23 protein-coding genes are annotated in these 26,903 nt (G+C 46.4%); 3 read left to right on the top strand and 20 right to left on the bottom strand.

Translation table 11 applies throughout. The features are described 5' to 3' along the window. The 9 genes from T472_RS00930 to T472_RS00890 all read right to left on the bottom strand — a co-directional run. Positions 1 to 770 (bottom strand): nucleotide sugar dehydrogenase (locus T472_RS00930; RefSeq protein ID WP_023863228.1); only part of this gene is annotated, 770 nt, incomplete at its 3' end. A 14-nt stretch (positions 771 to 784) separates the two neighbouring features. Beyond that, on the bottom strand, positions 785 to 1,894 hold the full coding sequence (locus T472_RS00925; RefSeq protein ID WP_023383502.1) for a glycosyltransferase family 4 protein: 1,110 nt from the start codon (positions 1,892 to 1,894) through the stop codon (positions 785 to 787). Positions 1,895 to 1,921: 27 nt separating this feature from the next. Beyond that, complete coding sequence (locus tag T472_RS19165; RefSeq protein WP_023383501.1) at positions 1,922 to 2,812, bottom strand: SDR family oxidoreductase; 891 nt, start codon at positions 2,810 to 2,812, stop codon at positions 1,922 to 1,924. A gap of 10 nt (positions 2,813 to 2,822) precedes the next feature. After that, positions 2,823 to 3,446: a sugar transferase gene (locus T472_RS00915; RefSeq protein ID WP_023383500.1), complete on the bottom strand. Its 624-nt coding sequence runs from the start codon at positions 3,444 to 3,446 to the stop codon at positions 2,823 to 2,825. A gap of 242 nt (positions 3,447 to 3,688) precedes the next feature. Next, on the bottom strand, positions 3,689 to 4,021 hold the full coding sequence (locus T472_RS00910; protein WP_023383499.1) for a hypothetical protein: 333 nt from the start codon (positions 4,019 to 4,021) through the stop codon (positions 3,689 to 3,691). Positions 4,022 to 4,024: 3 nt separating this feature from the next. Beyond that, positions 4,025 to 5,476, bottom strand: a complete 1,452-nt coding sequence (locus T472_RS00905; protein WP_023383498.1) for an IS5 family transposase — start codon at positions 5,474 to 5,476, stop codon at positions 4,025 to 4,027. 1,397 nt (positions 5,477 to 6,873) lie between these two features. Next, entirely contained in the window at positions 6,874 to 7,047 is a 174-nt protein-coding gene (locus tag T472_RS19665; protein ID WP_023383496.1) for a hypothetical protein, read from the bottom strand. Between the two features lie 112 nt (positions 7,048 to 7,159). After that, positions 7,160 to 7,615, bottom strand: a complete 456-nt coding sequence (locus T472_RS00895; protein ID WP_023383495.1) for a hypothetical protein — start codon at positions 7,613 to 7,615, stop codon at positions 7,160 to 7,162. A 21-nt stretch (positions 7,616 to 7,636) separates the two neighbouring features. Next, a complete protein-coding gene (locus T472_RS00890; RefSeq protein ID WP_052011728.1) occupies positions 7,637 to 9,436 on the bottom strand; it encodes a polysaccharide biosynthesis protein in 1,800 nt (599 codons plus the stop codon). A 701-nt stretch (positions 9,437 to 10,137) separates the two neighbouring features. Here T472_RS00890 and T472_RS00885 point away from each other — a divergent pair. Then, positions 10,138 to 11,631, top strand: coding sequence for a DUF1538 domain-containing protein (locus T472_RS00885; protein WP_023383493.1), 1,494 nt, complete (start codon positions 10,138 to 10,140; stop codon positions 11,629 to 11,631). Further along, positions 11,621 to 12,280, top strand: a complete 660-nt coding sequence (locus T472_RS00880) for a P-II family nitrogen regulator (RefSeq protein WP_023383492.1) — start codon at positions 11,621 to 11,623, stop codon at positions 12,278 to 12,280. The genes T472_RS00885 and T472_RS00880 overlap by 11 nt, the downstream gene beginning before the upstream one ends. A 146-nt stretch (positions 12,281 to 12,426) precedes the next feature. Here T472_RS00880 and T472_RS00875 read toward each other — a convergent pair whose 3' ends face one another. From T472_RS00875 to T472_RS00865, 3 genes are all read right to left on the bottom strand, one after another. Continuing rightward, on the bottom strand, positions 12,427 to 14,082 hold the full coding sequence (locus tag T472_RS00875; protein ID WP_023383491.1) for a hypothetical protein: 1,656 nt from the start codon (positions 14,080 to 14,082) through the stop codon (positions 12,427 to 12,429). 219 nt (positions 14,083 to 14,301) lie between these two features. Beyond that, on the bottom strand, positions 14,302 to 14,769 hold the full coding sequence (locus T472_RS00870) for a hypothetical protein (protein ID WP_023383490.1): 468 nt from the start codon (positions 14,767 to 14,769) through the stop codon (positions 14,302 to 14,304). A gap of 1 nt (position 14,770) precedes the next feature. Then, a complete protein-coding gene (locus T472_RS00865; RefSeq protein ID WP_023383489.1) occupies positions 14,771 to 15,589 on the bottom strand; it encodes a hypothetical protein in 819 nt (272 codons plus the stop codon). Positions 15,590 to 15,757: 168 nt separating this feature from the next. On the opposite strand from T472_RS00865, the gene T472_RS00860 reads away from it, so the two are divergent. After that, positions 15,758 to 16,438, top strand: coding sequence for a zinc ribbon domain-containing protein (locus T472_RS00860; RefSeq protein WP_023383488.1), 681 nt, complete (start codon positions 15,758 to 15,760; stop codon positions 16,436 to 16,438). 2 nt (positions 16,439 to 16,440) lie between these two features. Here the strand turns inward: T472_RS00860 and T472_RS00855 are convergent, their stop codons facing one another. From T472_RS00855 to T472_RS00820, 8 genes are all read right to left on the bottom strand, one after another. Continuing rightward, positions 16,441 to 16,926, bottom strand: coding sequence for a hypothetical protein (locus T472_RS00855; protein WP_023383487.1), 486 nt, complete (start codon positions 16,924 to 16,926; stop codon positions 16,441 to 16,443). A 53-nt stretch (positions 16,927 to 16,979) separates the two neighbouring features. Further along, a complete protein-coding gene (locus tag T472_RS00850) occupies positions 16,980 to 17,825 on the bottom strand; it encodes a zinc ribbon domain-containing protein (protein ID WP_152975093.1) in 846 nt (281 codons plus the stop codon). After that, complete coding sequence (locus T472_RS00845; RefSeq protein WP_055831781.1) at positions 17,822 to 18,031, bottom strand: hypothetical protein; 210 nt, start codon at positions 18,029 to 18,031, stop codon at positions 17,822 to 17,824. Before T472_RS00845 ends, T472_RS00850 begins: the two co-directional genes overlap by 4 nt. After that, positions 18,028 to 22,224 carry a zinc ribbon domain-containing protein gene (locus tag T472_RS00840; RefSeq protein WP_023383484.1) on the bottom strand — a complete coding sequence of 1,399 codons (4,197 nt, stop codon included), beginning with the start codon at positions 22,222 to 22,224 and terminating at the stop codon, positions 18,028 to 18,030. Before T472_RS00840 ends, T472_RS00845 begins: the two co-directional genes overlap by 4 nt. 330 nt (positions 22,225 to 22,554) lie before the next feature. Next, positions 22,555 to 23,121 carry a nitroreductase family protein gene (locus tag T472_RS00835; RefSeq protein ID WP_023383483.1) on the bottom strand — a complete coding sequence of 189 codons (567 nt, stop codon included), beginning with the start codon at positions 23,119 to 23,121 and terminating at the stop codon, positions 22,555 to 22,557. Between the two features lie 109 nt (positions 23,122 to 23,230). Then, a complete protein-coding gene (locus T472_RS00830) occupies positions 23,231 to 24,409 on the bottom strand; it encodes an acetyl-CoA C-acetyltransferase (RefSeq protein ID WP_023863227.1) in 1,179 nt (392 codons plus the stop codon). Positions 24,410 to 24,425: 16 nt separating this feature from the next. Further along, a complete protein-coding gene (locus tag T472_RS00825) occupies positions 24,426 to 25,988 on the bottom strand; it encodes an acyl CoA:acetate/3-ketoacid CoA transferase (RefSeq protein ID WP_023388095.1) in 1,563 nt (520 codons plus the stop codon). 157 nt (positions 25,989 to 26,145) lie between these two features. Then, positions 26,146 to 26,583: an acyl-CoA thioesterase gene (locus T472_RS00820; RefSeq protein WP_023388096.1), complete on the bottom strand. Its 438-nt coding sequence runs from the start codon at positions 26,581 to 26,583 to the stop codon at positions 26,146 to 26,148. Positions 26,584 to 26,903 lie beyond the last annotated feature (320 nt).

Below are 26,903 nucleotides of genomic sequence, written 5' to 3'. Positions count from 1 at the left end.
GGTACTTTTTCAGTGCCCTCCTTCGTCCCAGCAGCCTTTAAAACAGCTTTCGTATCAATGCCCATCTTATTAAAAATGATAGAAAGCTCATTCATAAATGCAATATTAATATCTCTTTGTGAATTCTCAATAACCTTTGCAGCTTCAGCCACTTTTATGGATTCAGCTCTATGCACTCCAGCATCAACCACAAGCTCGTACACTTTTGCAATAATATCAAGAGACTCTTCATCCATACCGGATACAACTTTTACAATAGTCTCAAGTCTATGTACTTTATCACCAGGATTGATTCTCTCAGGGGAGTATCCTACTTTGAAATCTTCGCCACATTTCATTCCAGATTCCCTCTCAAGAATTGGAATGCATATTTCTTCTGTCACGCCCGGATAAACAGTAGATTCAAATACAACAATAGAACCTTTAGTAAGATTCCTCCCAACTGTTCTACTTGCTGATTCTACTGGTCTTAGATCGGGTGTGTGATCTGCATTAACCGGAGTAGGTACAGCAACAATATGAAACTTAGCTTCTTTAAGTTTGCTCTCATTAGCTGTAAACTCTACAGTTGTTGACTTAATTACATCATCTCCAACCTCTTTAGTTGGATCAATTCCTTTCTTATATAACTCAACTTTCTCTTCACTAATATCAAATCCAATGACATTAACCTTTTTAGCAAAAGAAACCGCTATTGGCATACCAACATAACCAAGACCAACAAGTGAAATTTTTTCTTCTCTCTTTTTAATCTTTTCATATAAACTCATATCAATTAACTCCTTTATATTAATCCCATAGTTTTCATAATAGATTTATTGACAATATTTACATCATATTTCTCTTTAGCAAGTTTCAAACTGCGTTCTGCCATAATCCTATTTGTTTCTTGATCTTCTATTAGAATTCTCATCTTATCAACTAAACCATTTACGTCTTTAACAGACACGAGGAACCCATTGTATCCATCTGTAACAGTTTCTCTACATCCGGGAGCATCACTGGTTATAATTGATCGCCCTATTGCCATTGCTTCAAGGACAGTCTTAGGTGTTCCCTCATGATAAGAAGGTAATATATAAGTACTGCATTGTTTTAAATATGGTCTAACGTCGGTCTGCTCTCCAAAATACTCAATAATTCCTTCATCTATGAAAGGCTGCAACTCTTCTGGCTGTAATGCAGATGGATTGCTATCATAAGGCCCCACAAGTAAACATCTTACTTCAGGATATTCAGCCTTAATTCTCTTACAAGCTTCCAAATACTCCATTACACCTTTATCTTTAATTAATCTGCCAATAAACAAAAATGCCGGTGTATCAGGCAATGGTTCAGGCCTAAACTTCTCAAGGTTCACACCTGATCCATTAATAATCACAATTTTTTCATCTTCAATTAGTCCGTTATTTACAAATTCATTTTTATCATCATTATTTTGGAAAAACACCTTCTTGCTTGCGTTACATGCTAAACGATACTCAGTCTTCATTATTGTCTTAATTATTTTATTCTTAAGTCCTTCGCCTCTAAAAATTGAACCAAGTCCTGCTATTAACGGATATACTTCAGTAATGCCATTTGCTTTTGCTGCAAGACTTCCGTAAACTACAGTTTTTGCTTGGTATGCAAATATTTTGTCTGGCCTCTCTTCTTTCATAAATTGCTTAAGCTCTCGATAAGTCTTTATATCACTAAACGGATTAATACCATTTCGTTCTACATAGAGCTGCTTATACTGAACACCATATTCCTCAAACTTACCTTTCCAATTTGATTCAGGTTCTTGTCCTAAAGCTATGACAGAATGTCCATGTTTTATAAAATCTTTCATCATATCCATACGAAACCAAAATAGTGATGACGTATGGCTTGAAAGTACAGCTATTTTCATATTGTCAATCCTACTTTCATCACTTAGTTACTTCTTTAAATACTGATTCACTTCAAGTTGAATGCCCTCTTCAAAACTCATCGGATTATAATTGAAATCCTTCTTTGCTTCGGCATGAGGATAACTTCTATCTTCACCCATACGTTGAACTCTTTCTATATAATTTATTTTTCCAACAGTCAGTACCTTCGCAATTTTGGCAAGTACAACCCCAAATCCTAAAGGAACACTGACAAAAGTTGTTTTCTTATTGAGGCTATCGCTTATCATCTTAAAAACTTCTATCATCTGTAGAGGCTTTTCACCTGAAAAGTCATATGCTTTTCCAGCTGTCTTTTCAGGAGACATGAGAACTGTATAAAATGCTTTGCCTAAATCTCTTGCATTTACTGGTTGTATTAGACTTCTCCCACCGTTGATAACCGGCATGACTCTAAATTTATCTATCATCTTAATAAACTTACTCATATTGCTATCACAAAGATCGCCATAAATCATCGTTGGTCTAAGAATGGTGACTTTTGTAGGGCAGTTAGAATCTGCAGTCATTTCTGTGACTTTCTTCTCCACATCCTTATATCCTTGAGAAGCATCTTTGAAATTTGAATAAATACCCGTAGTATGTACTAAGATTGCTCGCTTAACATTGTTCTCGATAGCCGCTTCCACAATCATCGGCGAATGATGGATGTTGTAGATGTGCATGATATAGTCTACTCCATTGACAGTTTTTCTTACGAATTCCTTATTATTGAGATCTCCATAAACCTTCTCAATATTTAATCCGCTGTTATCTAACATTGAAGTGTCTGATGTCTCCCTAACGATGCAGCGGATTGGTCCTTCGTATTTATGATCAATAAGTTCCTGTAAAAAGTATCTACCTGTATGTCCTGTAATCCCTGTCACTAATAACATCTACTCACCCCTAATGTTTCACTGACTCTTTCTCAGCTTTCTTCGTTCCAGTCCCACCTTCAACAACACCATCACTTCTAAGAACACTAAATATTGTCCCAAAGAAGCATCTAACATCCATCAAAAATCCAATCTTCTCGACATACTCTCCATCAAGTCTCGCCTTAACATCAATCTCAAGTTCATCTCTGCCATTAATCTGCGCCCATCCAGTGAGTCCAACCGGCACATCATTTGCACCATACTTATCTCTTTCTTCAATCAAGTCATACTGATTCCAGAGCGCTGGACGAGGGCCGATGATGCTCATCTCACCCTTAAAGATATTGATGATCTGTGGCAGCTCATCTAGAGATGTTTTGCGTAGGAACTTACCTACCTTAGTAATCCACTGATCTGGGTTCTCTAATAGATGCGTTGGCGTATCCTTTGGCGTATCAATTCTCATGGTCCTAAACTTCAATATATGAAAATGACTCTTATGGATCCCGACTCTCTTCTGTTTAAAGAGAACAGGTCCAGGGGAGTCAATCTTGATTGCTATAATGAGTACTAAAAAAACAGGAGATAAAATAATAAGTCCTAATGATGAAAGTATGATATCTATTAATCTTTTGATTTTTAAGTAAACCATGTTAGTTCCTCCTGCTCTTTGTTAATGTATATTGGTGGTGTGTAGAACACCTTATTTTCTTGATCTATATGTAGTATTTCGTACAGCTTTGAACACTATATCTTGCATAATTCTGTGTTCTGATTGAATGAGACTACGTGTAATGCTTCTGTAACATTAGTACATTTAGTGATTATGTTGAAATCCTTGATATCACTGCCTTACAGCCTCTTTATCCTTTCACCATACTCACGTCGCACGAATCAACCAATCTGCACTGTGTTCCAAAGATAAGGAACTTCACTCTGATTATCAGTTGGGGATGAGTGTATGCTACAATAAAGTTTCCCATCAGTAAATGTTATAACACCACCACTTGGACAAGCAACTAAATTAGTACCAGTTGTACTGTTAATCGCTTGAGCACGGTTTAACTCGCAAGCAACCCTTGCATATAACTCCTTATTGTGGATCGAGAAAGCGAGAAGGATTGAAGCAATGCACACGAAAAGCATCAGCAATAATGCGTATTCCACTAAGGCAGATCCTTTTGATTTCCTAACAATGGGTTTTACGGCTTCAACGAATTTATTCATACATTACCACTCCTTAGTTTTGTAATGCATTAACGGCACTGAACAAATGCCGATTTTTCGGCGATAACCAGAAGTCATGAAAATCCGAAATAAAAGAGCGAAAAAATCATGGCAAATCTTCTTCAGATTCACCACGAGGATGGACAATGCGAGGACGCTTTCGGTAGTTTCAGCCAACCGGGTGTAAATTTTACCCAAGTCACATTTAAGTTTGGCCAGACTGAATTTCCTTTCGACTTCAACTCGCTCACAGTTATCCTTGTAGTCCTGTTTACGATCAGGTTTCTCGTTCTTTTTTGGTCTACCGAGAGCTGGACCTGACAACCGGATTCCATGTTCCTTGCAGTAGGTTAAGTTGTCCCTGTTCCTGTAGATTTTATCAGCCAGGACTCGTTCAGGGTATTTGCCTGTTCTCTCAAAATAACGTTCAATGGCCGACTTAAGCAGATTTGCCTCATTGTAGGAATCAAAGGATTGATTTTCCAGACGGGTGAACCCGTCACAGACGCTGATATCAAGCTTAGCCCCGAATTCTAAAGGAGCCTTTACCTTCCCTCTGACGATTGGTCTAAGATATGGCTGAGACAAGCTTACAATACGATCAGTTACGCTATGTGTTCGATTGTCAAACATATACCTCTGTTGTTCAACGAGGGTACGGATGGTTCTGAGCCTTTTCTGCCATTTTGGGCTAAGGGTTTTCCCGCCCTCAAGCATGGTATCGATGGATTTGAGGTTTCTCTCCAAGTATTGAAGCTGTTTTCGGATTCCCATTCGGATTTCAATCTGGGACTTTTTCTTCTTCCTAACCATGGTGAGGTAGTCTTTGCGGGCCTGCTTCTTGTAGGTTCTCGGTTTCCTGCCATCCTTAGGATCATGAAGCTCTGTGATCATTTCCTCGGTGTTCTCGCGAGCCTGGTTCAGGAGTTCTATGTCCTGGGGGTATTTGATATAGGATGGTGCACAAGTGGCGTCGACAATCAGCGTACCTTCGTTCTCTGTAGAGATTCTTGGTCCGTGGCTGCTGTCATCATCATCATCCTTCGACTCTTCTTTGATGGCGTGTTTGATGATCATTTCATTGATTTCTCCCACAATGGCCGGAGTAAGCCTCTTCCTGAAGTGGACCATCAGTGAGGGATCAAATGGAAGCTTGTACTCATACTTGGCAAAGCCGCAGAAATACTGGAGATATGGGTTTTCCTGGATCATCAGAGCCGTTTCTTCATCAGAGAATCCATATTCAAGCTGGATGATTAAAGCCCCCAACGCGAGGTGCAGTGGCTTGGCCACATTGCCTTTGCGGTTTGCAAACAGTCTTGCATACTTCAGTTCAATTTCAGCCCAGGGTATAGAATCGGCTTTAATGATCCAACGGTTTTCTGGATTCATTTCCATTCCAACTGGTTGGCCAAAATCGGAAAAACTGATCTGTTTGCTCTTGAACTTATACATCGCCCATCCCCCAGTGCAAGCTTTTTTGTTTAAATCAGATGTTTGTCATACACCAATTATAAGGCAAACATGCTCGAAATGCACTGTTTGCAAGGGTTCCCACATTATTCAATAACCATTAACTAGAACTTGTTATTTCTGTGGCCGATCGTACAATTACATGCAACAACAGGGAAAGAATAGAAACATACATGATATCCAATAAAATGGTTATCAACTAATAAAAAATGATAGTAAATCAATCTTGTAGTCAGCCTGGTTTCAGCACACCAAGCCCAAGCTTAAGCACCTTATTATTCAAGACTGCAGACTCATCGCCTTCATGCTTAAGGAAGGCGATAACCAGACAATGAAAGCACAGGTACTGGGAGTCGCTCCACAGTGTCCAGGGGGATATGTACTGAAATACTTCAACGAGACATCTCAGACAATATCCGATAATCGCTAAGCTAATGTTGAAAAAAACTGAATCCTGATCTTGCCTATAATACGAATCGAAAACCAGGAGTACCAATGATAGCTCACAGCCGTATCTTAGCAAAGAGAATCGATGAAATCCCCGCAGCTATAAATGACATGTACGAATATCGACACTGGAAGAATAACTGCGTATTGCTCAATATGACCAAGGAAGGGGCCTGCTCATTAATTGCGATGGTCAACAGGCAGTACAAAATCAGGATCCTGGAAAGCAAGTCAGCTTCACACGCAACCTTGCTATGGCTTCGATATAATATGAATAGGTTAATCATCTGAGCGGATATTTAAGACCCTTACTGCTGAAAATGTCTCTGAGTTTGCGAAACTTTCGTCCTGTATGGATCATATGAGTCCTGATGTCTGCTATGCCCATCCATACTTAACAAGGGAGAGAGACTAACAAGCGGAACACCAGAATTAAATGATGATTCATACCCAAGGGTTTGACCCAGCTCAAGTCACAGAGGCACTGGTAAAAAGTGGAGACCTGGCTTAATCGCTATCACATGAAGAACTTCGGTCATCAGTCCTACACGAACATAACAGTAATCATGTTGCCTAATCACCCCATATTCCCGCTGCCCGTCCTTCATAATGGATTATACTCGGATTCAATCCTTGCTGCACTTAAATTTGACATAAGTCTATCATTTTTCAATCTGGAATACCTTCAAAAACAAGTAGGGATATTAAGCAACCCCTACTATGCAAACTATGATCCCTTATTAACTTGCAGTAAAAACTTCATAATCTGCTCCTTATGATAATCTGTTGTTTGAAAATTATTTGAATTCCAGCAGCAAATCATCAGCTATAATTGTTTTAGCTCCGGGAGCCATTCCAGGCTCCCGGAATCTCCACTTGTTTCAATTCTTCATTCGTTAGATTTTGGGAATTGCTTATCTTATGAGCTTTGTTCAGTTTAGATATTCAGTCGGCTTGCAATCCATTAGATTGAATTCGCGCTTGAATATCTTCCTGCCACATCTGCAAACTCCGTAGTAATCTCTGAACATCGTCCTGTCCAGGAGATACATCTCGTAGTCCTTGATAAGTTTTTTCTTTCCACATTCGCATTTTACAACGATCATCTGCCAACCCCGCCTGTACTAACAGATTAAGTAGTCTCATCAACATATGAGCCATTATCTATGATATACAGTTGGATACCTCTAATCAATGTATAGATTACTAATTAATATTTTAACTATTCAATTTTGTTGTTGACTTGATTGCCCTTATCCACTTGTCCATGTAAGCGGATAGTTCTGTGCTCCTCCAGATTATCTCCTCCATGTCATTTGGCGCCTTAATGGCCAGGAGAGCCATTTTGAGCTGTCTGGGTGACTTGCGTCCCCTGGTGCCTTCACTGTCGAATATTAGCCTTATCTCTTCTTCAGTAACCGGCAGTCCGTAGTGCTCAGCAGCCTTCATTATATCAATGAGCTTCAGAGGTCTCATTGATTTGGATACAGGCAGTCCCCTGTCTGACTTGTAGTAACCCACAAGCTTCCTTGCTGTTGCCTCGCAGTCGGTGTACTTGGAAGTGAAGATGAGGAGGTTCTCATTGGTCTCAATCTTGTACCTGTCATTCAGCAGCTTCATGATTTCTTTTCTTCTGGGTTCCGTAAGATGAACCGAGCCTGTGCTGTAAACCATGCTGTCCACGTCTCCTATTGCTTAGCTTAGCATCTTTTCTCCGTCCAGGTATTTGGAGTCATCATACGTTGTAACCACTTCAGAGATCTTGTGGGCTATATCAGCCTTGCTTTGGTTGTCGAGGATAAACCTGAGCTCTTCAAGTTTTCCCCTAAGTTCATCCATGACGATGTGGCTTGCCTTGCCTATGAATATCTTGTCGTGGGTGGTCTTCCTTAGGCCCTCCTCATCCATGAGTAGCTCCTCATAGAGCTTTTCACCGGGTCTTAGGCCTGTAATCTTTATCTCGATGTCCTTGCCTGGAGTTAGTCCAGAAAGCTTTATAAGGTCCAGTGCCAGGTCGTATATCCTTACAGGCTTGCCCATGTCAAGAACGAAAACCTCTCCACCTGATGCATAGGCACCAGCCTGGATGACAAGCTGAGCTGCCTCAGGTATGGTCATGAAGAACCTTGTTATTTCCTTGTGAGTAAGGGTTATCGGGCCACCCCTTTCAATCTGCTTCATGAAGAGAGGAATCACCGATCCGTTGCTTCCAAGTACGTTACCGAACCTTACAGCGACAAACTCAGTCTTGCTTATGGCATCCATGCCCTGCACCACCATCTCGCACATCCTCTTGCTGGCACCCATGATGTTCGTTGGGTTTACAGCCTTGTCAGTTGAGATGAGTACGAACCTGTTCACACCATACTTGTCAGCTGTCTCAGCAGTATTGAGAGTACCGAACACGTTGTTCTTTATCGCCTCAGACGGGCTGTACTCCATAAGGGGCACATGTTTGTGCGCTGCTGCGTGGAACACCACGTCAGGCCTGAATTCCTTGAATATGCCGTCAAGCCTCTTCTTATCCCTTACTGATGCAATGATCACCTTGAGGTCAAGTTCAGGAAAGTCATACTTCAGTTCATTCTGCAGGTCATATGCGTTGTTCTCGTAAATGTCGATAATTACAAGCCTGCTTGGCTTGAACCTTGCGATCTGCCTGCATAGTTCAGACCCTATTGATCCTCCGCCACCTGTCACAAGGACAGTCCTGTCCTCAAGGTAGTCGGATATGCCCTGGGTCTCCAGCTTTATAGGATCTCTCCCCAGAAGGTCCTCCACATCCACATCCCTGATCTTTGAAAGCACGCTCTCATTGTCATGGAAGTCCATGATTCCAGGAATGATCTTGATCCTGCACTCGGTCCGCTTGCATATGTCAAGTATCTCAGCCTTGTCCTTATGGTCAAGGCTCGGTATTGCAATGATTATGACATCAGCGTCCTGGGTCCTTGCAGTCTCCTCGATCCTGTACCTGTTACCAAATACCTTTACGCCAAGGATGCTTGTACCTGTCTTGTACCTGTCATCATCAATGATGCCAACTGGCATATATTCACCTGACTTGGACTTCTTCATTTCCTTGATGACAATCGCTCCGGCCTGTCCGCCACCTATCACAAGTGCCCTGACATGGCTTGTCGAGTGCCTTCCGGCGATGATCTGCATCCTTCTGAGAACCCTGAACGAGATCCTGAATCCGCAGGTAAGTATTATGACGAATATTCCGGCAAGAAGCTCAATTGAGTAAGGTATTGAAGAACCGCTGAATTCAGCCAGTACAGTGCTTGCATAATGACCTGCGATACCGCCTCCGATGGCAAGTACGAACTCGTCAGTCCCCGCATAGGTCCAGAGGCTCTTGTACATACCGAAGATATAGAAGATGGCTATATAAGTCCCGATGATGACAAGGATGTTTTCCTTCAGATCAACAAGATGGATATGCGGTATGGCCAGGGAAAATCTGAATGCAAGAGCAAGGCTGAATGACATGAGTATGAGAAGAGCATCGATCAGTGCTAAAAACTGGGCTCTCCATTTTTTAAGATTGTCCAAATAAACATTCCCCCTTGCAGGCTGAAAGGAAATCCTTCCGCCAAAGTTATTATGTCTAAAAATTGGATCATTCATACCAGGACCAAAGAAGTAATTCAAGAAAGCAGGATGTCCCGGAGGATATGAACAAATGATGAATTGATTTTGTTTCAAATTGAGAAAACATACACGGGATCAGTTCAATGCGATACTGCAGCAATCCATATGGACATTTGCTGCATCGGATCCCCATAGATACTGATTATCAAAGGAAAACTATTATCCAGTGAGATAAATCCGTTAATAGCGTGATTGACCTCTGTATATCAGGTGATTCACTCTACATTAACTATTATACTACATGTTATGAAAATCTGTTAATCAATTCTTCATAATTAACGAAATAATAACTGAAAACGTTCTACAAGAATCCAAATTCAAACATGTAACAAAATTACACCGAACCCGTTTATTATATCACAATCGACATGATTATATGTACCTCATATTTCGATTCTCGAAGGATATTTCAACATAGCTCCGGATTACTCAGGAATGCTCCGCATACCTATTCAAAATGAGAATGTGAATTTACTTTGAACATGAACAGTATATCAGGATTATCATGTTATCATATTGCCAAGGAAGGAGGTGCAGCATTGAACGCACTGAAGTCAAAATTCACCGAAGTGACCTACTCGGTGCTTCCGGTAACACTTATAGTCACAATCCTCAACTTTACCCTGACACCCCTTGGTACGACGATATTCATAAGGTTCATAATAGGTGCAATGCTAATCATAGCAGGACTTGGCATATTCCTCCTTGGCGTTGACATCGGAGTGACACCGATCGGGAACCTCATGGGCTCAGCGATAACAAAGAGCGGAAAGCTTCTTATCGTAGTGGTCTCAGGACTGGTTCTGGGCTTCCTCATATCTGTAGCTGAGCCGGACCTCCATATACTCGCAGCACAGGTGGAGGCAGTAAGCGGAAACATGATAGGGAAGCTGATGCTGGTAGCGGTGGTCTCCATAGGAATAGCTGCCATGGTTGCAGTCGGCCTCATGAGGATAACCTACAACATACCCCTGTACCTCATCCTTGCAGCGGCCTACGGACTCATACTCCTTCTGTCGCTCTTCGTATCCCCTGAATTCCTCGCCATATCCTTCGACGCCTCAGGGGCGACGACAGGGGCTATGACAGTCCCCTTCCTGCTTGCACTTGCAATAGGCGTATCAAAGCTCAAGAAGGACAGCAAGGCATCAGAGAAGGACAGCTTCGGACTTGTAGCCATAGCATCAGCAGGAGCGATAATAGCTGTAATGGCCATGAGCATTGTCTCAGGCTCAAGGGAGCTCCAGGGCTCCCTTGAGCTAGAGGTATCAGTAAGCACATCAATCATCACGCCATTTCTTGATGCTGCACCTCACATCATGTACGAGGTGCTCATAGCGCTGCTGCCCCTGGCAGGGATGTTCATGTTCGCGCATTTTCGGCACTTCAAGCTTGAGAAGAGGACCTACAGGAGGATAATCGCAGGGCTTGCCTACTCGTATATAGGCCTTGTCATATTCCTCACTGGAGTGAATTCAGGCTTCATGGATGCAGGCATGAGGATAGGCTACACCCTTGCAGAGCGAGGAAGCACTACAATACTTGTTGCAATTGGCTTCCTTCTCGGCTTCACCACCATCCTGGCAGAGCCTGCGGTACACGTTCTTACCAGGCAGATAGAGGATGTCACGGCAGGCTATGTCAAGTCGAAGCTTGTGTTCATAACCCTCTCCATAGGAGTGGGACTTGCAGTAGCCCTGTCCATGGCAAGGATAGTGACGCCCGGGCTCGAGCTCTGGCACTTCCTGCTTCCGGGCTACATTGCTGCAATAGCCATGATGTTCTTCTCACCGAAGCTGTTCGTAGGAATAGCCTTCGACTCGGGAGGAGTCGCATCAGGACCCATGACAGCCACCTTCATACTGGCTTTCGCGCAGGGCGCTGCAGAAGCAACAGCACACGCAAGCGTACTGAAGGACGGCTTCGGGGTGATAGCCATGGTAGCGATGACACCTCTGATAGCGCTGCAGACATTAGGTCTGGTATTCAAGATAAGGTCACGTAAAGGAGGAGTGAAGGAAGATGCAGCATAGGTCAACAACCTGTCTTGAGCTCATATGCGTGATAGTCGACGCAGGCTGCGCAAGCCGCGTGCTCACCATATCCAGGGAGCTGGGAGTTACAGGAGGAACCATATTCTACGGAAGCGGAACAGCAAGAAGCAGGCTTCTTGACTTCCTTGAGCTCTCCTCGGTAAGGAGAGAGATAGTCCTCATGGCCGCAAGGGAAGAAGTGGCGAAAGAGGTCCTTGATACCCTGGGGAAAAAGCTCAACCTGCACAAAAAATACCACGGCATAGCCTTCACCATGCCCATAAGGGCCATGTACGGCTCAGTAAGCTGCAGGGTGCCGGAAGATGAGGAAGGAGAAGAGGAAACCATGACACACAGCGCCATATATACGATAGTTGACAAGGGAAAGGCGGAAGCCGTTATTGAAGCAGCCGCCAAGGCCGGAGCAAGAGGCGGGACAATTATAAACGCCAGGGGCTCAGGAATACATGAGACAGAGAGGCTGTTCCACATGGAGATAGAACCGGAAAAGGAAATAGCCCTCATAGTCGCTAAAAACGAGAACCTTGACCCCATAATAGAAAGCATAAGGAAAGAGCTTGCTTTAGACGAACCCGGCAACGGGATACTGTTCGTACAGGACGTGAAAAGGACATATGGACTAAGATGAGAAGGGACGGCAGACGCCGTCCCTTCATTTTTTTATCCTTTACTCTCACATCACTGTCTTCCATGCAGGAAATACCTTACCTGCCAGTCATTTTAAGAAGAGACCCGATCGAACCTTAAGTCAGGAAGAGCAGCATATCCCTACAGCTACCCCTTCTTGACCTTCCTCATATCCGTCCTCCTGCAGTGGAACCTGAAGTCACAAGCAAGGCAGACTTCCCTGTCAGAGGACAAAGCTGAAAATTCCCCATCTTTTATGCCATATACCGCCTTCTCTATACCCTTTAGTCCGCAAAGCTCCAGTTCTTCATCAGAGTCAAAGGCTGCATAAGGGTCCTTCCTGTCCTCACCTGCAAAGAACAGGTTAAGCCTTGAGATCCAATCACCGATCCGCTCCTCATGAAGGGATGCGATGGCCTGCAGAAGCTCCGCCTTCCTGTTGACCTCATCAGCTCCAGGCAGCTTTCCAGGAAAGACAGCCAGAGCCTCAAGCTCCCCCATCGGGTCTTCAATGAGCGTAAAGGATCCGGAAGCTGAGAACTTATCCGATTCAAGCCTTTCTGTTGAATCATGCTCAAGGACAGCAGAATCCAGACCCTGCCCCTTCAGGTACTTCATCAGCTGTCTTGCCGCGAACGTTTCAGCCTTTTCAGCATATGACTCACTTATCCCAAAGTCTTTCATGACATAGGACAGAAGGTCTGAAATGATGTCCTTGGAAACAGGGAAACTACCGGAATCATCAGCGATCTCATTGATAGTCCTAATTGACCTTATGACAAGCTCCTCCCTCAGGAGTCCTCCTGACCTAGAAGGCCTGAATCCCATTACGCTCCGCAGCCAGTATTTCTTCTGGCAGCTCCCATACAGGTCAATGTCCCCGAATATGGAATATACGGCATCAGGAACCTTCTCTTCAAATGAGACAGTCCTCCCGATTCCATACATACCGACGGAGCCCTTCATTATACCTTCATAGCCGGTTCCATACCCTGCCGTCCCCTTCCTGTAGAGTTCTGGGACAAGGACATCAAGCAGCTCCCTGACATGTCCGTCATACGACTCAGGTTCAAGGGAAAGGATCCTCCTGTCGTCTTCAAAAGCGCACAGTATCCTTGAAAAAACAGCCATATCCCTTACTTCCCTGCAGTCACCCCTGTTCATCCAGGAAGTGAAGGGTTCGAACTCAAGCAGCCTGTAAAAGAGGCCGCTGAAGGAATATTCAGTAGCCATATATAGCCTGTGGTGGACCTTGGAGAACTTCTCAATAAACTTCCTTAGAGGAACTCCAAACGCACCTCTCATGGCTTCATCCGCAAAGTCGATGCAGGTCCCATAGTAAGATTTGAGACAGTCATCACAGTCACTAAGCTCAATATCGTAGTCAGGGAACAGCCTTATCATGCATCCTATGAGAAGCATGACCTCTTCCCTTTCAAAGAAGACCACAGATCCCGGCACATGGACTTCAATGCCCCGGTCTTCAAGATATCTGACAAGTTCAATCGCTTCACTTGAATTGACATCAGGGACAATGATGCTTATCCTGCTCCTGTCAGGAACACTTCCTGACAGGAGCAGGTCCCTTATGGTATCAAGCACCAGCTCCCCTATCTTCTCACTCCTGACATCAGGTCCGGACCCTTCCTTGACTAATGCACTGCTGTCAAAGACATCACCCTTGATACCCGCGAAGCTTATACTTATCTCAATGCCTCTTCGAGATTCAGCTGCCTCAAGCTCATGGCCATCTGAAGCAATCATCCTGTATTGTTTAAGTTCTCCGTTCCCACCAAGCCTCATATGAATCCACCTCTAGCAGTAAATATTGACCGGATTGCATGTCCCTGCACTTGAATGCAATCCCTTATCATGTCTTATCTTTTAACTCCTGATATACATTGCCGTTTGGTATAAGGCACCAATGACCACCTTATGCAACGTTTCCTGTTTCCTTGAAATGAGTCTTTAGTCATGCCCATGTTCCTCAAGCTTATCCTGATTTTTATGAAGCTTGAAGAATCAGGGATTGTCCGATACCCTGTCAAGGACCTGAGGTGCCTTGCCAGGTAGAGGAAATGAGATGGTTATCCTGTCAAAGGATGCAGCCTCATATAGCGAGAAACCTATTGAGGTTTTGGTTTCCACATGGTAAAGCCTCATATCGGTGGCAGCATCATACCTGCATTCACCGAAATCGTACCAGGTGAAGGTATATGTGTATTCTGAGCCATTCGGAGGATCCTGAAGTACGTCAAGGTACCTGTCTGACAGCTCCACCAGGACAGTCCTGCCGTCACCCTTGAATGTAAACCTTGCGTCCTCGCTCACATAAGTGCCCGTATGGGCCTTTGGGAGCGGAGTGTCAAGCCTTGGAGGCTTGTCGTCGCTTTTGGAGCAGCCCATAGGAAGAATCAGGGTGAACAAGACCATCACCGCCATAATAACTCTTGTCAGATGATGCCTTTTTGACCTGAAATCAGTATCCATATCACTTGCTTCCCGTTACCCTTACATTCTTTGGACAGCGCTTTAAGATATGGTCCAGCACGAAATCAAAGTCCTCGTTTTCAACATAGATCTGGTTCCTTGTCATCGACTCGTTGACATAGATGGTATTCCTGGACCTTACCGCCTTCACTGACTTCACCTTCCTGAAGCTGGTGTAGAGGCTCTGTTTGGTTGCAGCCATGATCCCGGCACCGCCGGCAGACAGGTTTCCGCCTGAAAGGCCAATCAATGCAGTAAGGAAACCGAGAGCCTGCGCCTTCTTGAACTGTCTGTCCAGCTGCATGTGGTTGACACCCTTGTCATCCATCTTGAACAGCACAAAATACTTCCCGCCGTTGATGAATCCTACCAGAGGGTAGGCGATGGCAAGAAGCCCTGCCAGAAGAACAATCCCATATCCGAGGATCATACCGGTTATCCCGATGGCTTCTCCAAAACCGTCACCAAGTGTGATGAAGAACATGAAGAGCGCAGGGACAAGCAGCGAAATAAGAAGGACCTTCGCTGTTGTAATAAGTACCGCAGGATTCCTCCAGAAGGAGAACTCATACATCCACTGCATGTCAGTCCCGTTCACCGTAATGTTCCCCATCCTTTCAACAGATGGCGCTGTCTCAGTCGATGGTACTTCAGAAACTGGTTCAGTCCTGTTTATAGATACCTCTGCCCTTTCAGGTTCATCGGCAATATCTCTAGCCACATTTCCAACGGGACTCTCCGGAGTCCCGAAAGGCTTTCCGCAGCCTTCGCAGAAGGCAGCAGCCCCTATTCTCTCGTATCCGCAATTTTCACAAAACATCCTGGACCTCCTCGCACATTCGGATTGACACATTGGCAACTTGCCGCTTGAATTTCATTAATGATTCCAGCCTTTCATTTTCTCCATAATCTTCTAATGGAGATAAGGATTGTATATAATTATGGGGTGGGGAAAAGGTAAGGATGATAACCCCTTAGGAGAAACAGTATGGCATTTGACAGGACATTCTTCTGCACCCAGTGCGGGAACAGACTTTCAGGGAAAAACAAGGTCTGCAGAAGCTGCGGCTTTGACATTGCAGCAGACAAACCCTATGGCGACAGGCCAGCAATCGGAGCAGGAGGCAAAGGCTGGTCCGACGCGGTGAATGACTGCAGGTTCGCAGGGTACCAGGGAAACAGGAGGACCTATATCACCATATTCACCCTTATCCTGGTCATATCGATACCGACCTTCCTGCTTCTGTCCGGCGACCTTTCACTTGACAGCGAAGGCATCACAGTCATGGCAGTGCTCTCGGCAATGTTCCTGGTAATAGCCCTTTACTCCATGAAAAACACAAGGAGGAAAGGACTGGAGTGGACAGGGACCATTGAAGACAAGAGAGAATACTGCAGCAGCAAAAACAGCCATCAGAGCAATGTTATCATGGTAAGGGCCGAAAACGGCAGGATGATCGAACTGCCAATGGGTGACAACATTGTCCTGTACGAATACTTCAAGGTCGGTGACAGGCTCAGGAAACACAACAAACCAAATCTCCGTGCCATTGAAAAGTATGACAAGAGCAGGGATGATATCCTGTTCTGCCCATCCTGCGGTACTCTGTGCGACACAAGGGACAATTACTGCAAGGCCTGCGGCTCACCGCTGCTTAAGGGAAGATAATTTCACCTTATCAGCTGGAAGTGTACCATAACCTCAGTGTCTCCCCTGCCATCATCAATCACAAGGACCGCCAGTCCATCCACCATATGCCCGGAAGGATATACCTTGACGGCACATATCAGTTTCGGGTGAGGCTCCTCAGCGGACTTCATGATTCCATCCTGAAGATGGAACACAATTCCTTCTCCAGACCTGAATTGCTTTCCATCCATCTCCCAGTAAAGAGTCAATGCATTGCCCTCTACCGAGCCTGTACAGTCGTAGGACCCATCGCTGTACAGGCTTTCATTGTGTTCCTCGAACCATATCTTACCCGCGTAGTCACCCTGAAGCTCGGTGAGAGTCACCGAGGTCTTGATCCCCTGGTCCCCGATTATGTCAAAGGCAGGCTCCAGAAGAACGGGATCCTTACTATCTCCACCAAACGAGCATCCTGATGCCAGAATAAGCGCCATAGCAATAGTTATTACCTTTGTCATGCCCTTCATGCATACCCCTCCCCTGCGCCGTAACATCCTGAACATATCCTCCGGGAATCTTGTCATCTTACGAACAGCAGCACATTGACAAGGTCAGCGATTCCATCCTTGTCCCAGTCAGAGTATATGTGGCTCTGCCCGTACTCCTTGCCGTCCTTCTCCCAGAAAATGACCTCAGCAAGCCTGTCATCCCCGAGTGCCATGGACAGGTATCCATCCTCAAAGTTTGCATGGAGAAGGTCCCTGGCATCATCCCCTTCAAACTCACTCTTCTCTCCATCAAACTCCACGTAGTGGTGAGTGAATTCCACAGCAGTGTCAAGTGTCTTACCCTCGCCTGCTGAAGAGTTCTCCTTGATGACTGCAGTGGAGAAGAATGTCTCCTCAGGCTCTGACACATGGTTTACAGCCATTACCTTCCACTCTCCCAGGATATCCTTGTATGGCAGAGCAGTTCCACCCTGCGGCACCTCGTCATAGGAGGCTGGAATATACCAGGAGAAGTCATCCTTGCTTATCTCCCTGCCGCCATCTTCCTTTCCAAGTATGATCCCAGGAATATCCGGGATGCCAATATCCCCTCCAAAAGACTTTACAGCCCAATATCCGCCTGCAGCAATCAAAGCAGTAAGGATAACAGGCAGAACCCTTATCCTGGCCCTTTTCCTGCCGTAGGAGCCATAACCGCTGCCCCTCCTTTTGGATGCCTTGTTTTTTCCATTAAGGTCTTCATTAACCTCTTCAGCAGCATAACTGACCATACCTTCAACGGAATCGTCATATGAGCCTTCGTTCGATCCATCCTTCACAGGATTCCCGCAAAACTCGCAGAACCTGCTGTCATCAGGTATCTGCTTACCGCATGATTCACAATACATAGTCTCCCCCTTAACTTCAGCTGTCTTCATTCATGTTCTTTTCTTTGTCCTTTACCTTTCCATGGCCTGATCTCAATGAAGCTGATTACAGCAAGGAAAACCAGCATGCCTGCTGTTATCATCCCTGCCTTTATGCCTTCATTGTCACCGGAAGCCCTCGCATAGATCAGGAACCCGGTAAAGGAGAGGACTGCCATAATGGCTAGCACTAAGGCAGCCTTCCTCCCACCCCTCATATCTTCACTGCCCTGGACCTGACCTCAGATTGTCCAAGGATACCGTCCTTTATCCTGTAGGTTGACCTCATGGTGACGGTGAACTCATCGATCTTCGGATAATGGTAATCAGAATCGTCGAAGGCTCCGCCATCCAGCTCAACCTCCAGCTCATCTATCTTTCCTGACTTAATGCCCTTCACATCGAATATGACCTTAAGCTTGAGCGTTCCAGGCTCCCACCTTGGATTAGACATCCGTTTGAACTCATAATCAGGGTGACTGAAGTCCATATTGTTGACAAGTCCCAGGAACGCCGTAGTCGCCTTGAAGGACCATATGCCGCCGCTGAACATTCCAGAGGTCTCCCTGAACTTGGATCCAAGGCTTCCCTTACCCTGTACATTTCCAGGGTAGTAGTTCTCCCTGAAGGTCTTAGCTATCTCAGATTTCAGCCCATCCGGTACTGTGTCCCCGGCGTACATGTCAAAGTTGGCGTAGCGCTCGAACAACCTGTGCTGTGTCAGATAGGTCACCCCAAACCAGGAGAAGGTCTGAGGTTCATTATTATGCTCGTCAAAGAACACATTGTAGTAAGCCTGTATCACGTCCTTCGCCCCAAGTGCAGGTGACACCAATCCCCTCTCCATGTCAGACAGGTTCTTCACCACATCCGTCAGGTGCTGAATGAAGTAGGCATGCCTTTCCTGAAGCTTCTTGTCCTGTGATACATCACCATGCTGATGCTCAATGGCATGGCACAGCTCATGGTGAAGGGACTGGATCTGTGTCCAGTCGCCTATGGCTTTGGGCATTGAGGCATCCTGGAGGTAGACATAGTTCTTCCTTGAAACATCAAGGTACCCGTCCTCATAGTGGTTCTGCTTGGTAGTAGGTGTATAAGGCATATGGCTCTCGCAGTATACCCTGTTCTCAATGAATTCCAGTGCGCTGAAGTACGTCTCAAGCTTCCCTATCTTTATGTACCTGTCCACGAAGGTCCCCTGACCGTATTCTATGAACCACTTGAGCATCGCCCTGTAGTCGGTCTGGGGCTTCAGTATACCCTTGAGCTCAAGAGGCTTGAATTCACCGCCTGAAAGTGATGCCTCTACAATGACCTCAACCTCCGGTGCTACCGACACTGCACTCTTTCCAGGGTACAGCTTGAACACTGCTGGCTTCTTCTTGAGGTCGACCTTCTCCTTGCTTGGTCCGGACTCAGGTATGACCTGTATGTCCGCATCAGCTATCGCCTTCTTTGCCTCATCAGCTTTCATTATCTTTGAAGCCTTGTCAGGAGTGAAGCTTAACTTCAGCCCCTCACAAGCCTTGAGGTCAGGAACAAGCTCCCTTGTCTTCGCATCCCATCTCATTACAGCTAGCGGCAGTATGTATGCGTTCTGTTCCCTCTTCTCCTTCTCTCCGTCAGTGAAGCAGGCAAGAAGGACCTTATCCCTTGATTCACTGTTCTTCAGGTCAGAGTATGCTGTCCCTATACCCTCATAGCAGAGCTCCACTATGAACTTCTCTTCGACCTTATCCTTCCTGGTGGTGGCTGTGATCATGCACTGGTACCTGTGCATGAATCTCTGGAAATTCATCCTTCCGGCCTTTTCTGTGGCACATGCAACAAGTATGTCCTTCCCTGCCTTATCCTTGCCAAGCTTAAGCTCGAACAGGTCAGACTTGTATTCAACAGCAAGGTCCGGCTTTTCCCCAAAGCCAGTTACCTTCACAGGTACCTCAAAGGTTTCTGCAGAAGTGCCGAGTATGCTGATCCTGTCCCTTATTTCGACCTTGGGTTTTCCTCCCATCCTGAAGGTCAGGTTGTTCTGGAAATAGGTGTCAGGACCCTGGTACTTGAAGCTTATGACACAGGTCTCAGGCGGGTTCTCATTCTGAAGCTCAACGCTTGCACCCCTGCCTTTTGCTCCTCCCGGTATCGTCGTGAGCTTTAGTCCTTCTACGGCAGTCGATGTGAATATCGTTACCTGGCCGTCAAAGGATGGATCATGCACCCAGCTGCCATCAGGCAATTTCTTCTCTATCCTCGCGAATACCTCCTGGTCAGTCCTGCCGTTCTCTATGACACTTCCGAAGGTCTTATTCACTATCATCCTGTAGTCGCCCTTCTTCTTGAGCTCCTCTTCCTTCTCCTTCCTTGTAAGCTTACCTGAAGCGGCAGCGCCGCCGGCAGCTCCTGCCGATGCGGCTGCAGCCGCAAGGGCTGAGGCAGCTCCGACAACCACTGCAGTCTTCATCGAGACTGGAACGCTGTCACCTGAATTACCCGAAGCGTTTCCATCTACTATCTCAGGTCCGTTGATCACTGGATCCTCATCCTCACCGCCAGGACCTGCCGCTCCGCCAAATACTCCATCCGAATCCCACTCGTAGAAGTAGTCCATGAAAACTTCCTCGTAGCTCGGACCAACACCATTTACAGCCACCCTTATCGTCATCCTGTCGCCATCAGTCCCCTTATCAGGCATGACTCCGTATACAGCTGCTGTCGTCGGCTTTGACGTGTCCATGGAAGCCACAGCAACAGCTCCGTATCTCGCGTCATATATGCTGTAAAGCCCCATGTTTGTCGCATATGTCCTGTTTGCATAGGTACCTGACTCATACAGGAACTGGACAGTACCGAAGCATATCTCCCTGAACTCCATGTTGTCTGACCCGAGAAGTGTCGCCCTGAGTTCCATATCAACCCTCTCACCCGGCTTAAGGTCCCTCTTAGGTGCAGGAGTCCACGTTACCCTTCCTGAGATAGCATCCCCCGTGTTATAGCCATACCCGCCTATGACAACCACGCTTCCGATCTCAACGCTTCCCTCAATATAGTCCACATGCTGCTCGAAACTTCCATTGGCAGGATCTCCGCCTTCACCGAACACATGGGGAGTGTAGCTGATGTTTGAACCTAGGTACTTCCATGCTCCCTTCTCCCCCTGGACTTCGCCTGTCCTGCTCACCATGGTAATTGCTCCGCAGTTGTCACAGTAAAGTACCTGCCCGTTTACCTCCTCCTCGGTGAAGGTATTGGTAAACCCGCAGCTGGCGCATTTTGAAGAATAGACACTGCCTGCTTCAGCTGCAATAGGTGCACCCTGAATGACCATGAAGACAAGCAGGGCTGCCGCTGCAAGCCTTTTTGCCTTTGAAACGGAAAGCACCATTCCCATGACCACAAGTAATAACCCAGCTCCATATCCCATGCCCGGGATTGAAGCATATGCCATCGGCACCGCCGCCAGGAACCCGGATACCACCCCGTTGGAAAGGGACCTTGCATTCTGGACAACAGCATTCCTGTTCCTTGAAAAGACATTTGAAACCGACAGGAACATGCGCCTGACAAATCCGTTTTCCTGTCCCATGGCCTTTAGGGTTCCTATCGCGGCAACTATTCCAATGACACTTTGGTCGAAGGAATTGTCGCCGGTGAAGAAATTGAACAGTATGAGAGAAAGGCCGAGGCCTATTAGGAAGAATCCAGCTCCTCCGGAGTCCTTTACCCTTGGAAGCCTCTCTTTCGCACCACCCCTTCTGAAGAGTCCTGTGAGAGTCCCTGCAAAGAAGCCCTTTCCTATTATCCCCCCAACCATCACAAGCGGCTCCTCACTGAGTCCGCCCTTGACGAAAGTCGCCCAGTTGACGATTTCCCCGTAAGGCAATGAAATATCCAGCTCTGGAAGCATGGAAAGCACAAACCAGAAGATACCGAGAAGCATGCCCGGAAGCAATCGCCTGGGTGAGGCCAGAGACTTGAAGAAGCCCCCTGTGAGGCTTGTAAGCCATGAGAACATCACCGATACCGGATTTGATGCCGCTTCCCTCTGGGTCACAGCTGTTTCAGCCTTCATAGGCTCAATGCTGAATACCACATCCCCCGGAGAATCATATGCAGGTAATTGAGCAGCTTCAGACTTAACCTTAGCTGGCTTCACCTCTGTCCTTGCTTTCTCCTTGACTCTTTTAGCAGAATCCCTGACCAAAACTTTTTCAGCTGTATTTTTCTCAGAAGCTTCAATAGCTCCTCCGCACTTCCTGCAGAACCTGGTACCTGATTTAGCCTCCGTACCGCATGACCTGCATATGACAGTATCCTTCTTATCTTCCTCTACCGCTGCCACTTTTCCGCAATACCTGCAGAACTTGGCATCGTCCGATATTTCCTTGCTGCAGCCTGAACAAATCCGAGCCATAATACCATTCCTTCCAAAAAAACGCTATTTGGCATAATTTTATCATAGGTCAGGCATAAAACATATTGATACTTTTGCCAATAATTAAGATATCAGGATATTAAATTAACAGTACATCAACGTATTACCCAATTCACCTTACTATTTGTAATATCAAGGTATATTTTCAAATACCATTCCATGTCATAAGCCATCATCAGAATATTCATAAAGAGCAGCAAATATCACTTTTATTTAAGTTATTCATCGAAAGCTTCAATAAAAAATGCAGCCCCTTCGGGCTGCAAGTAAATCCATGCGGTAATGGAAATCAAGTAAGACTTTTTTTAGTCACCTTATGAAGTGTATCTTTTCTTCAAGGCTCTTTCTCCTGGTTGCACCGGGAGGTACAGCCGGATATCCAAGGCAGACTATTGCTACGGGATCCTTGCCAACTCCAAATATTGCTTTGGCGGTATCCTTCTCATAAAGAGTGTACCACAGGGTTCCAAGACCCATGGTGTAGGCTGCAAGGCAGATGTTCTGGATTGCTGCGCTGCACGCATCCACATAGCATTTGCCTGGTACGTTCAGGTACTGCTCTGCCCCGTTTTTGGATGGGTCTCCAGTCACAACAATAAGCACCGGAGCCTGTGTGACAAAATCCAGGTTAAAGGATTCAAGCCACTTCCAACCACTGCGGCTTGCGAGATACTCCTTGGTCCTTTCGGACTCTTCCTTAAGCCTTTTTCCGTACTCCCTGTCAAGGACCACTGTAAACTCCCATGGTTGCTTGTTCGCAGGTGACGGAGCATAGGTAGCACATTCAAGGATCTTGATGACCTTATCCTCCTCAACCTCCCGGTCCGAAAATGAGCGGCAGCTCCTTCTGCTCATTATAGCTTCAATACAATCCATATCTTACCTCCTTCAAGGTTTAGAATTCAAATCCAGGGCTTCCTGTCTAAGCGCCTCACAAAGAAGCTGCAAAGCAATCAGCCCCGGACCTTCATTGGTTACTACAATATCAGTCGACTCTAATCAGCATGGCATCACCCTGGGCTGCACCGCTGCATATGGCAGCAACTCCAGTTCCGCCGCCTCTTGCCCTAAGGGATTCAACCAGATGCATCACTATCCTGGTACCGGAAGCTCCTATCGGATGACCGTAGGCAATGGCTCCACCGTCTATGTTGACCTTTGAAAGGTTCCAGCCGGCAATCCTCGTACTTACGAGAGCCACTGCCGCGAAAGCCTCGTTCACCTCAAAGAGGTCAACCTTGGAGACATCAAGCCCATGCCTGTCAAGCAGCTTGACTGTGGCTAGTCCTGGTACGGTAGCTATGTACTTCGCATCAGTACTTACCTCCTCGTGACCGAGTATGGTTGCGAGTATTGGAAGTCCCAAAACTTCTGCCTTCTCCCTTGACATTATCGCCATGGCGCATGCCCCATCGTTGACGCCTGGTGCATTGCCGGCGGTAACAGAACCGTCTTTGGTGAACACAGGAGGGAGCTTTGAGAGGGAATCTATGGTGGTCTCGGACCTTGGTGATTCGTCGGTGTCGATTATTGTGACCCCCTTCCTCCCCGCTATCTCAACAGGGACTATCTCATCCTTGAGCCTTCCGTTCTTCATGGCATCCGCAGCCTTCATCTGGCTCATGAATGCGAACTCATCCTGTTCCTCCCTGCTTATGCCGTACTCCCTGCTAACTTCACTTCCATGTACAGCCATATGTCTGTCATAGAAAGGGCACCAGAGTCCGTCGTTCATCATGAGGTCCTTAGCCTGGCTGTCTCCCATCCTCATTCCCCATCTTGAGGATTTCAGGATATATGGAGCATTTGACATGCTCTCCATTCCACCTGCGATAACCCCGTCAACATCCCCTGATAGTATAGCCCTCCTTGCAAGGGCAATCGATATCATACCTGATGAGCATACCTTGTTGACGGTTATTGAGGGAAGCTCCCATGGAAGACCTGCGTTCCTTGTCGCCTGTCTCGACGGTACCTGGCCGCATCCTCCCTGGAGGACCTGGCCCATGTATGCATATTCTATGGTGGAGTCTTCAAACCCTCCCCTTTTCACAGCCTCCCTGATGGCTATCCCACCAAGCTCAGTTGCAGTTTGCGGTGATAGGCCTCCCCCGAATTTCCCGAACGGTGTCCTTGCATAGCTTACTATAACTGCTTCTCTCATTTGATTCCCCCCTTTATCAGAGCTCGAGCCCCATTATCGCATCGGTGAATATCTTCGGATTCATTACCTTAAGGTCTTCTGCAATCTTCGGAGTGAACTCCATCTTTCCGAGGATATCCTTCTCCACATCCACTCCAGGTGCAACCTCGATAAGCGTCACTCCGTCCCCGGTAAGCTTGAACAGCGCCCTCTCAGTGATGTAGTATACGTTCTGTCCGATCTCCCTTGCATAGTCTCCGGAGAAGGTTATCTGCTCCACTTCATCAACGAACTTCACCTTGTCACCGTCAGTCACGATATCAAGCTTTCCGTCTCCTACCCTTATGTCATACTTTCCAGCAGTCATGCTGCCGCAGAAGAATACTGACTTTGCGTTCTGTGTTATGTTGATGAAACCTCCGGGACCTACCACCCTGCCGCCGAACTTGGACACGTTGACGTTTCCCACCCTGTCCACCTGGGCGCAACCAAGGTATGCCAGGTCTATTCCGCCACCATCATAGATATCGAAGTTGCTGCACTGGGAAATAAGAGCATCCGGGTTGATTGCAGCGCCTATGCCAAGGCCTCCAACAGGGACTCCACCAACGGCTCCAGACTCGATTGAAAGTACTATCCTGTGGTTTATCCCTTCCTCAGCGGCAACTGCAGCCACAGCTTCAGCAACACCTATTCCAAGGTTCACGAGGGCACCTTCCTTAAGGAAGCTGGCACCTATCCTTCCGCATACCTTCCTCTCATCAAGTGGAATTGGCTTTATTGCAGACAGTGGAATCCTTGCCTCCCCGTTAAGCTCTGGCATATATGTGCCTGAATGGAATCCTTGAGGGTTCCTGGAGAAATCTGGAGCAAGTACTATGTAGTCAATAAGAAATGACGGGACTTTAACCTGTCTCGGGTCTAATGTTCCTGTCTTCACTATCTTCTCGACCTGGACAATTACAGTTCCTCCGGAATTTCTGGTTGCTGTAGCCATCTCAAGCTGGTCGACATACACCGCCTCCTTGTGGAGGGTGACATTTCCAGCCTCATCAGCATAGGTGCCCTTTATGAAGCACACATCCAGCGGGACTGTGTCATACAGCAGATATTCCTTTTCCTTTATCTCCATAAGGCTCACTATCTCGAAGCCTGAGTCCCTTGACAGCTGATTTACCTTGCAGGCTTCAACCCTTGGATCTGCAAAGGTCTTAAGCCCCACATGTGTTAGGACTCCAGGCTTCTTTCCACCAGTTGCACGGAGCATGTGGCTGGCGACCCCCTGAGGTACCAGGAAAGCTTCCATCTTATTCTCGACAATCAGCTTCGACATCTTGGGTTCAAGACCAAGATGGGCACAGATTATCCTCCTTACCAAGCCTTCATGAGCAAGGTGGTTTCCTCCCCTGTCCTTGCCGTCACCAGTACCTGCGCCATGGAACACCGTTATGTTCAAAGGCTTGCCTGCAGTTACGAACCTTTCCTCCAGGGCCATAAGAAGCTCCTCCGGAGCTCCGAATCCTACGAATCCTCCGATACCTAAAGTGTCACTGTCTTTGACGATTCCTGCCGCGATATCAGCTGTGATAACCTTTCCCATGAATAATCCCCCCTGTTATGTTTACTTGCTATATACATAGCAATAAGCATGCCACGGGGGGGGTATTCTCAAACCGTCTCTGCCGCAGCGGTTTCAGGTAAAATCAGATTCAGGTCATGTCTAGTGTAATCGACATGTCAATTTAACTTGTCATTTTCTACCTGCCTTCAAGGCTTGACATGTACAGCCTGTGGGCCCTGTGCCTCACGTTAAGCTCATCGTTATCCTCAGGTTCATCGAGTGTGACACCATGCAGAGCAGGCTTCCCCCTTTCATCCAGGCTCACGAAGGTGATGAAGCCCTCCGCTGTAACAGCCCCGTCATTTCCGGTAACCCTGCAGTAGACTACGATGCTGGACTTCCCTGCCCTTGCCACCCTGCACGAGAAATCCACAAGAGAGCCGTTGTGCGTGGGCCTCCTGACCATGAAATCCAGTATCTCCAGGCAGACCAGCCTTTCTGGCAACCCTGTAGCTTTGGCGGCGCAGATGAAGCAGCTTTCAACGAACCATTCGGAAAGCCTCCCCGCAAAAAGTGTGTTGTGGTGGTTAAGGTCCTCGTACCTTACAAGCCTTGTCGTGGTCTGAGACTTCATGATGATCATCCTCCCTTGAAAGTAAGTGTATATCAATATCGACATGTCTAGCATTGTATACAGGCTAGAACATTCAAATCTGACTTAATGAGCCTTAAGACCTGCAGTCCCAGCCAATTGTTAAAATATCCCAATGTGGCATGGAACTTGCTATAACAATAATACATTATTGCGCATGAGTGGACCGGGTCAATTTTATTATGACAAAAAGTGGAATCTTTTTGAAGCAGGCGTCAATCACCCTGTCCTTCAATAATTCTTAAGTGCGTTGTGAAGATAATTATCTTCCCTCAACTTGAAGTATAATTTATTAGGAAAGA

Source organism: Youngiibacter fragilis 232.1 (assembly GCF_000495435.3).
Taxonomy (GTDB): Bacteria; Bacillota; Clostridia; order Clostridiales; family Clostridiaceae; genus Youngiibacter; species Youngiibacter fragilis.
Note: the sequence above shows the minus strand (reverse complement) of the source record. Positions and strands in the feature narration are given on the sequence as shown.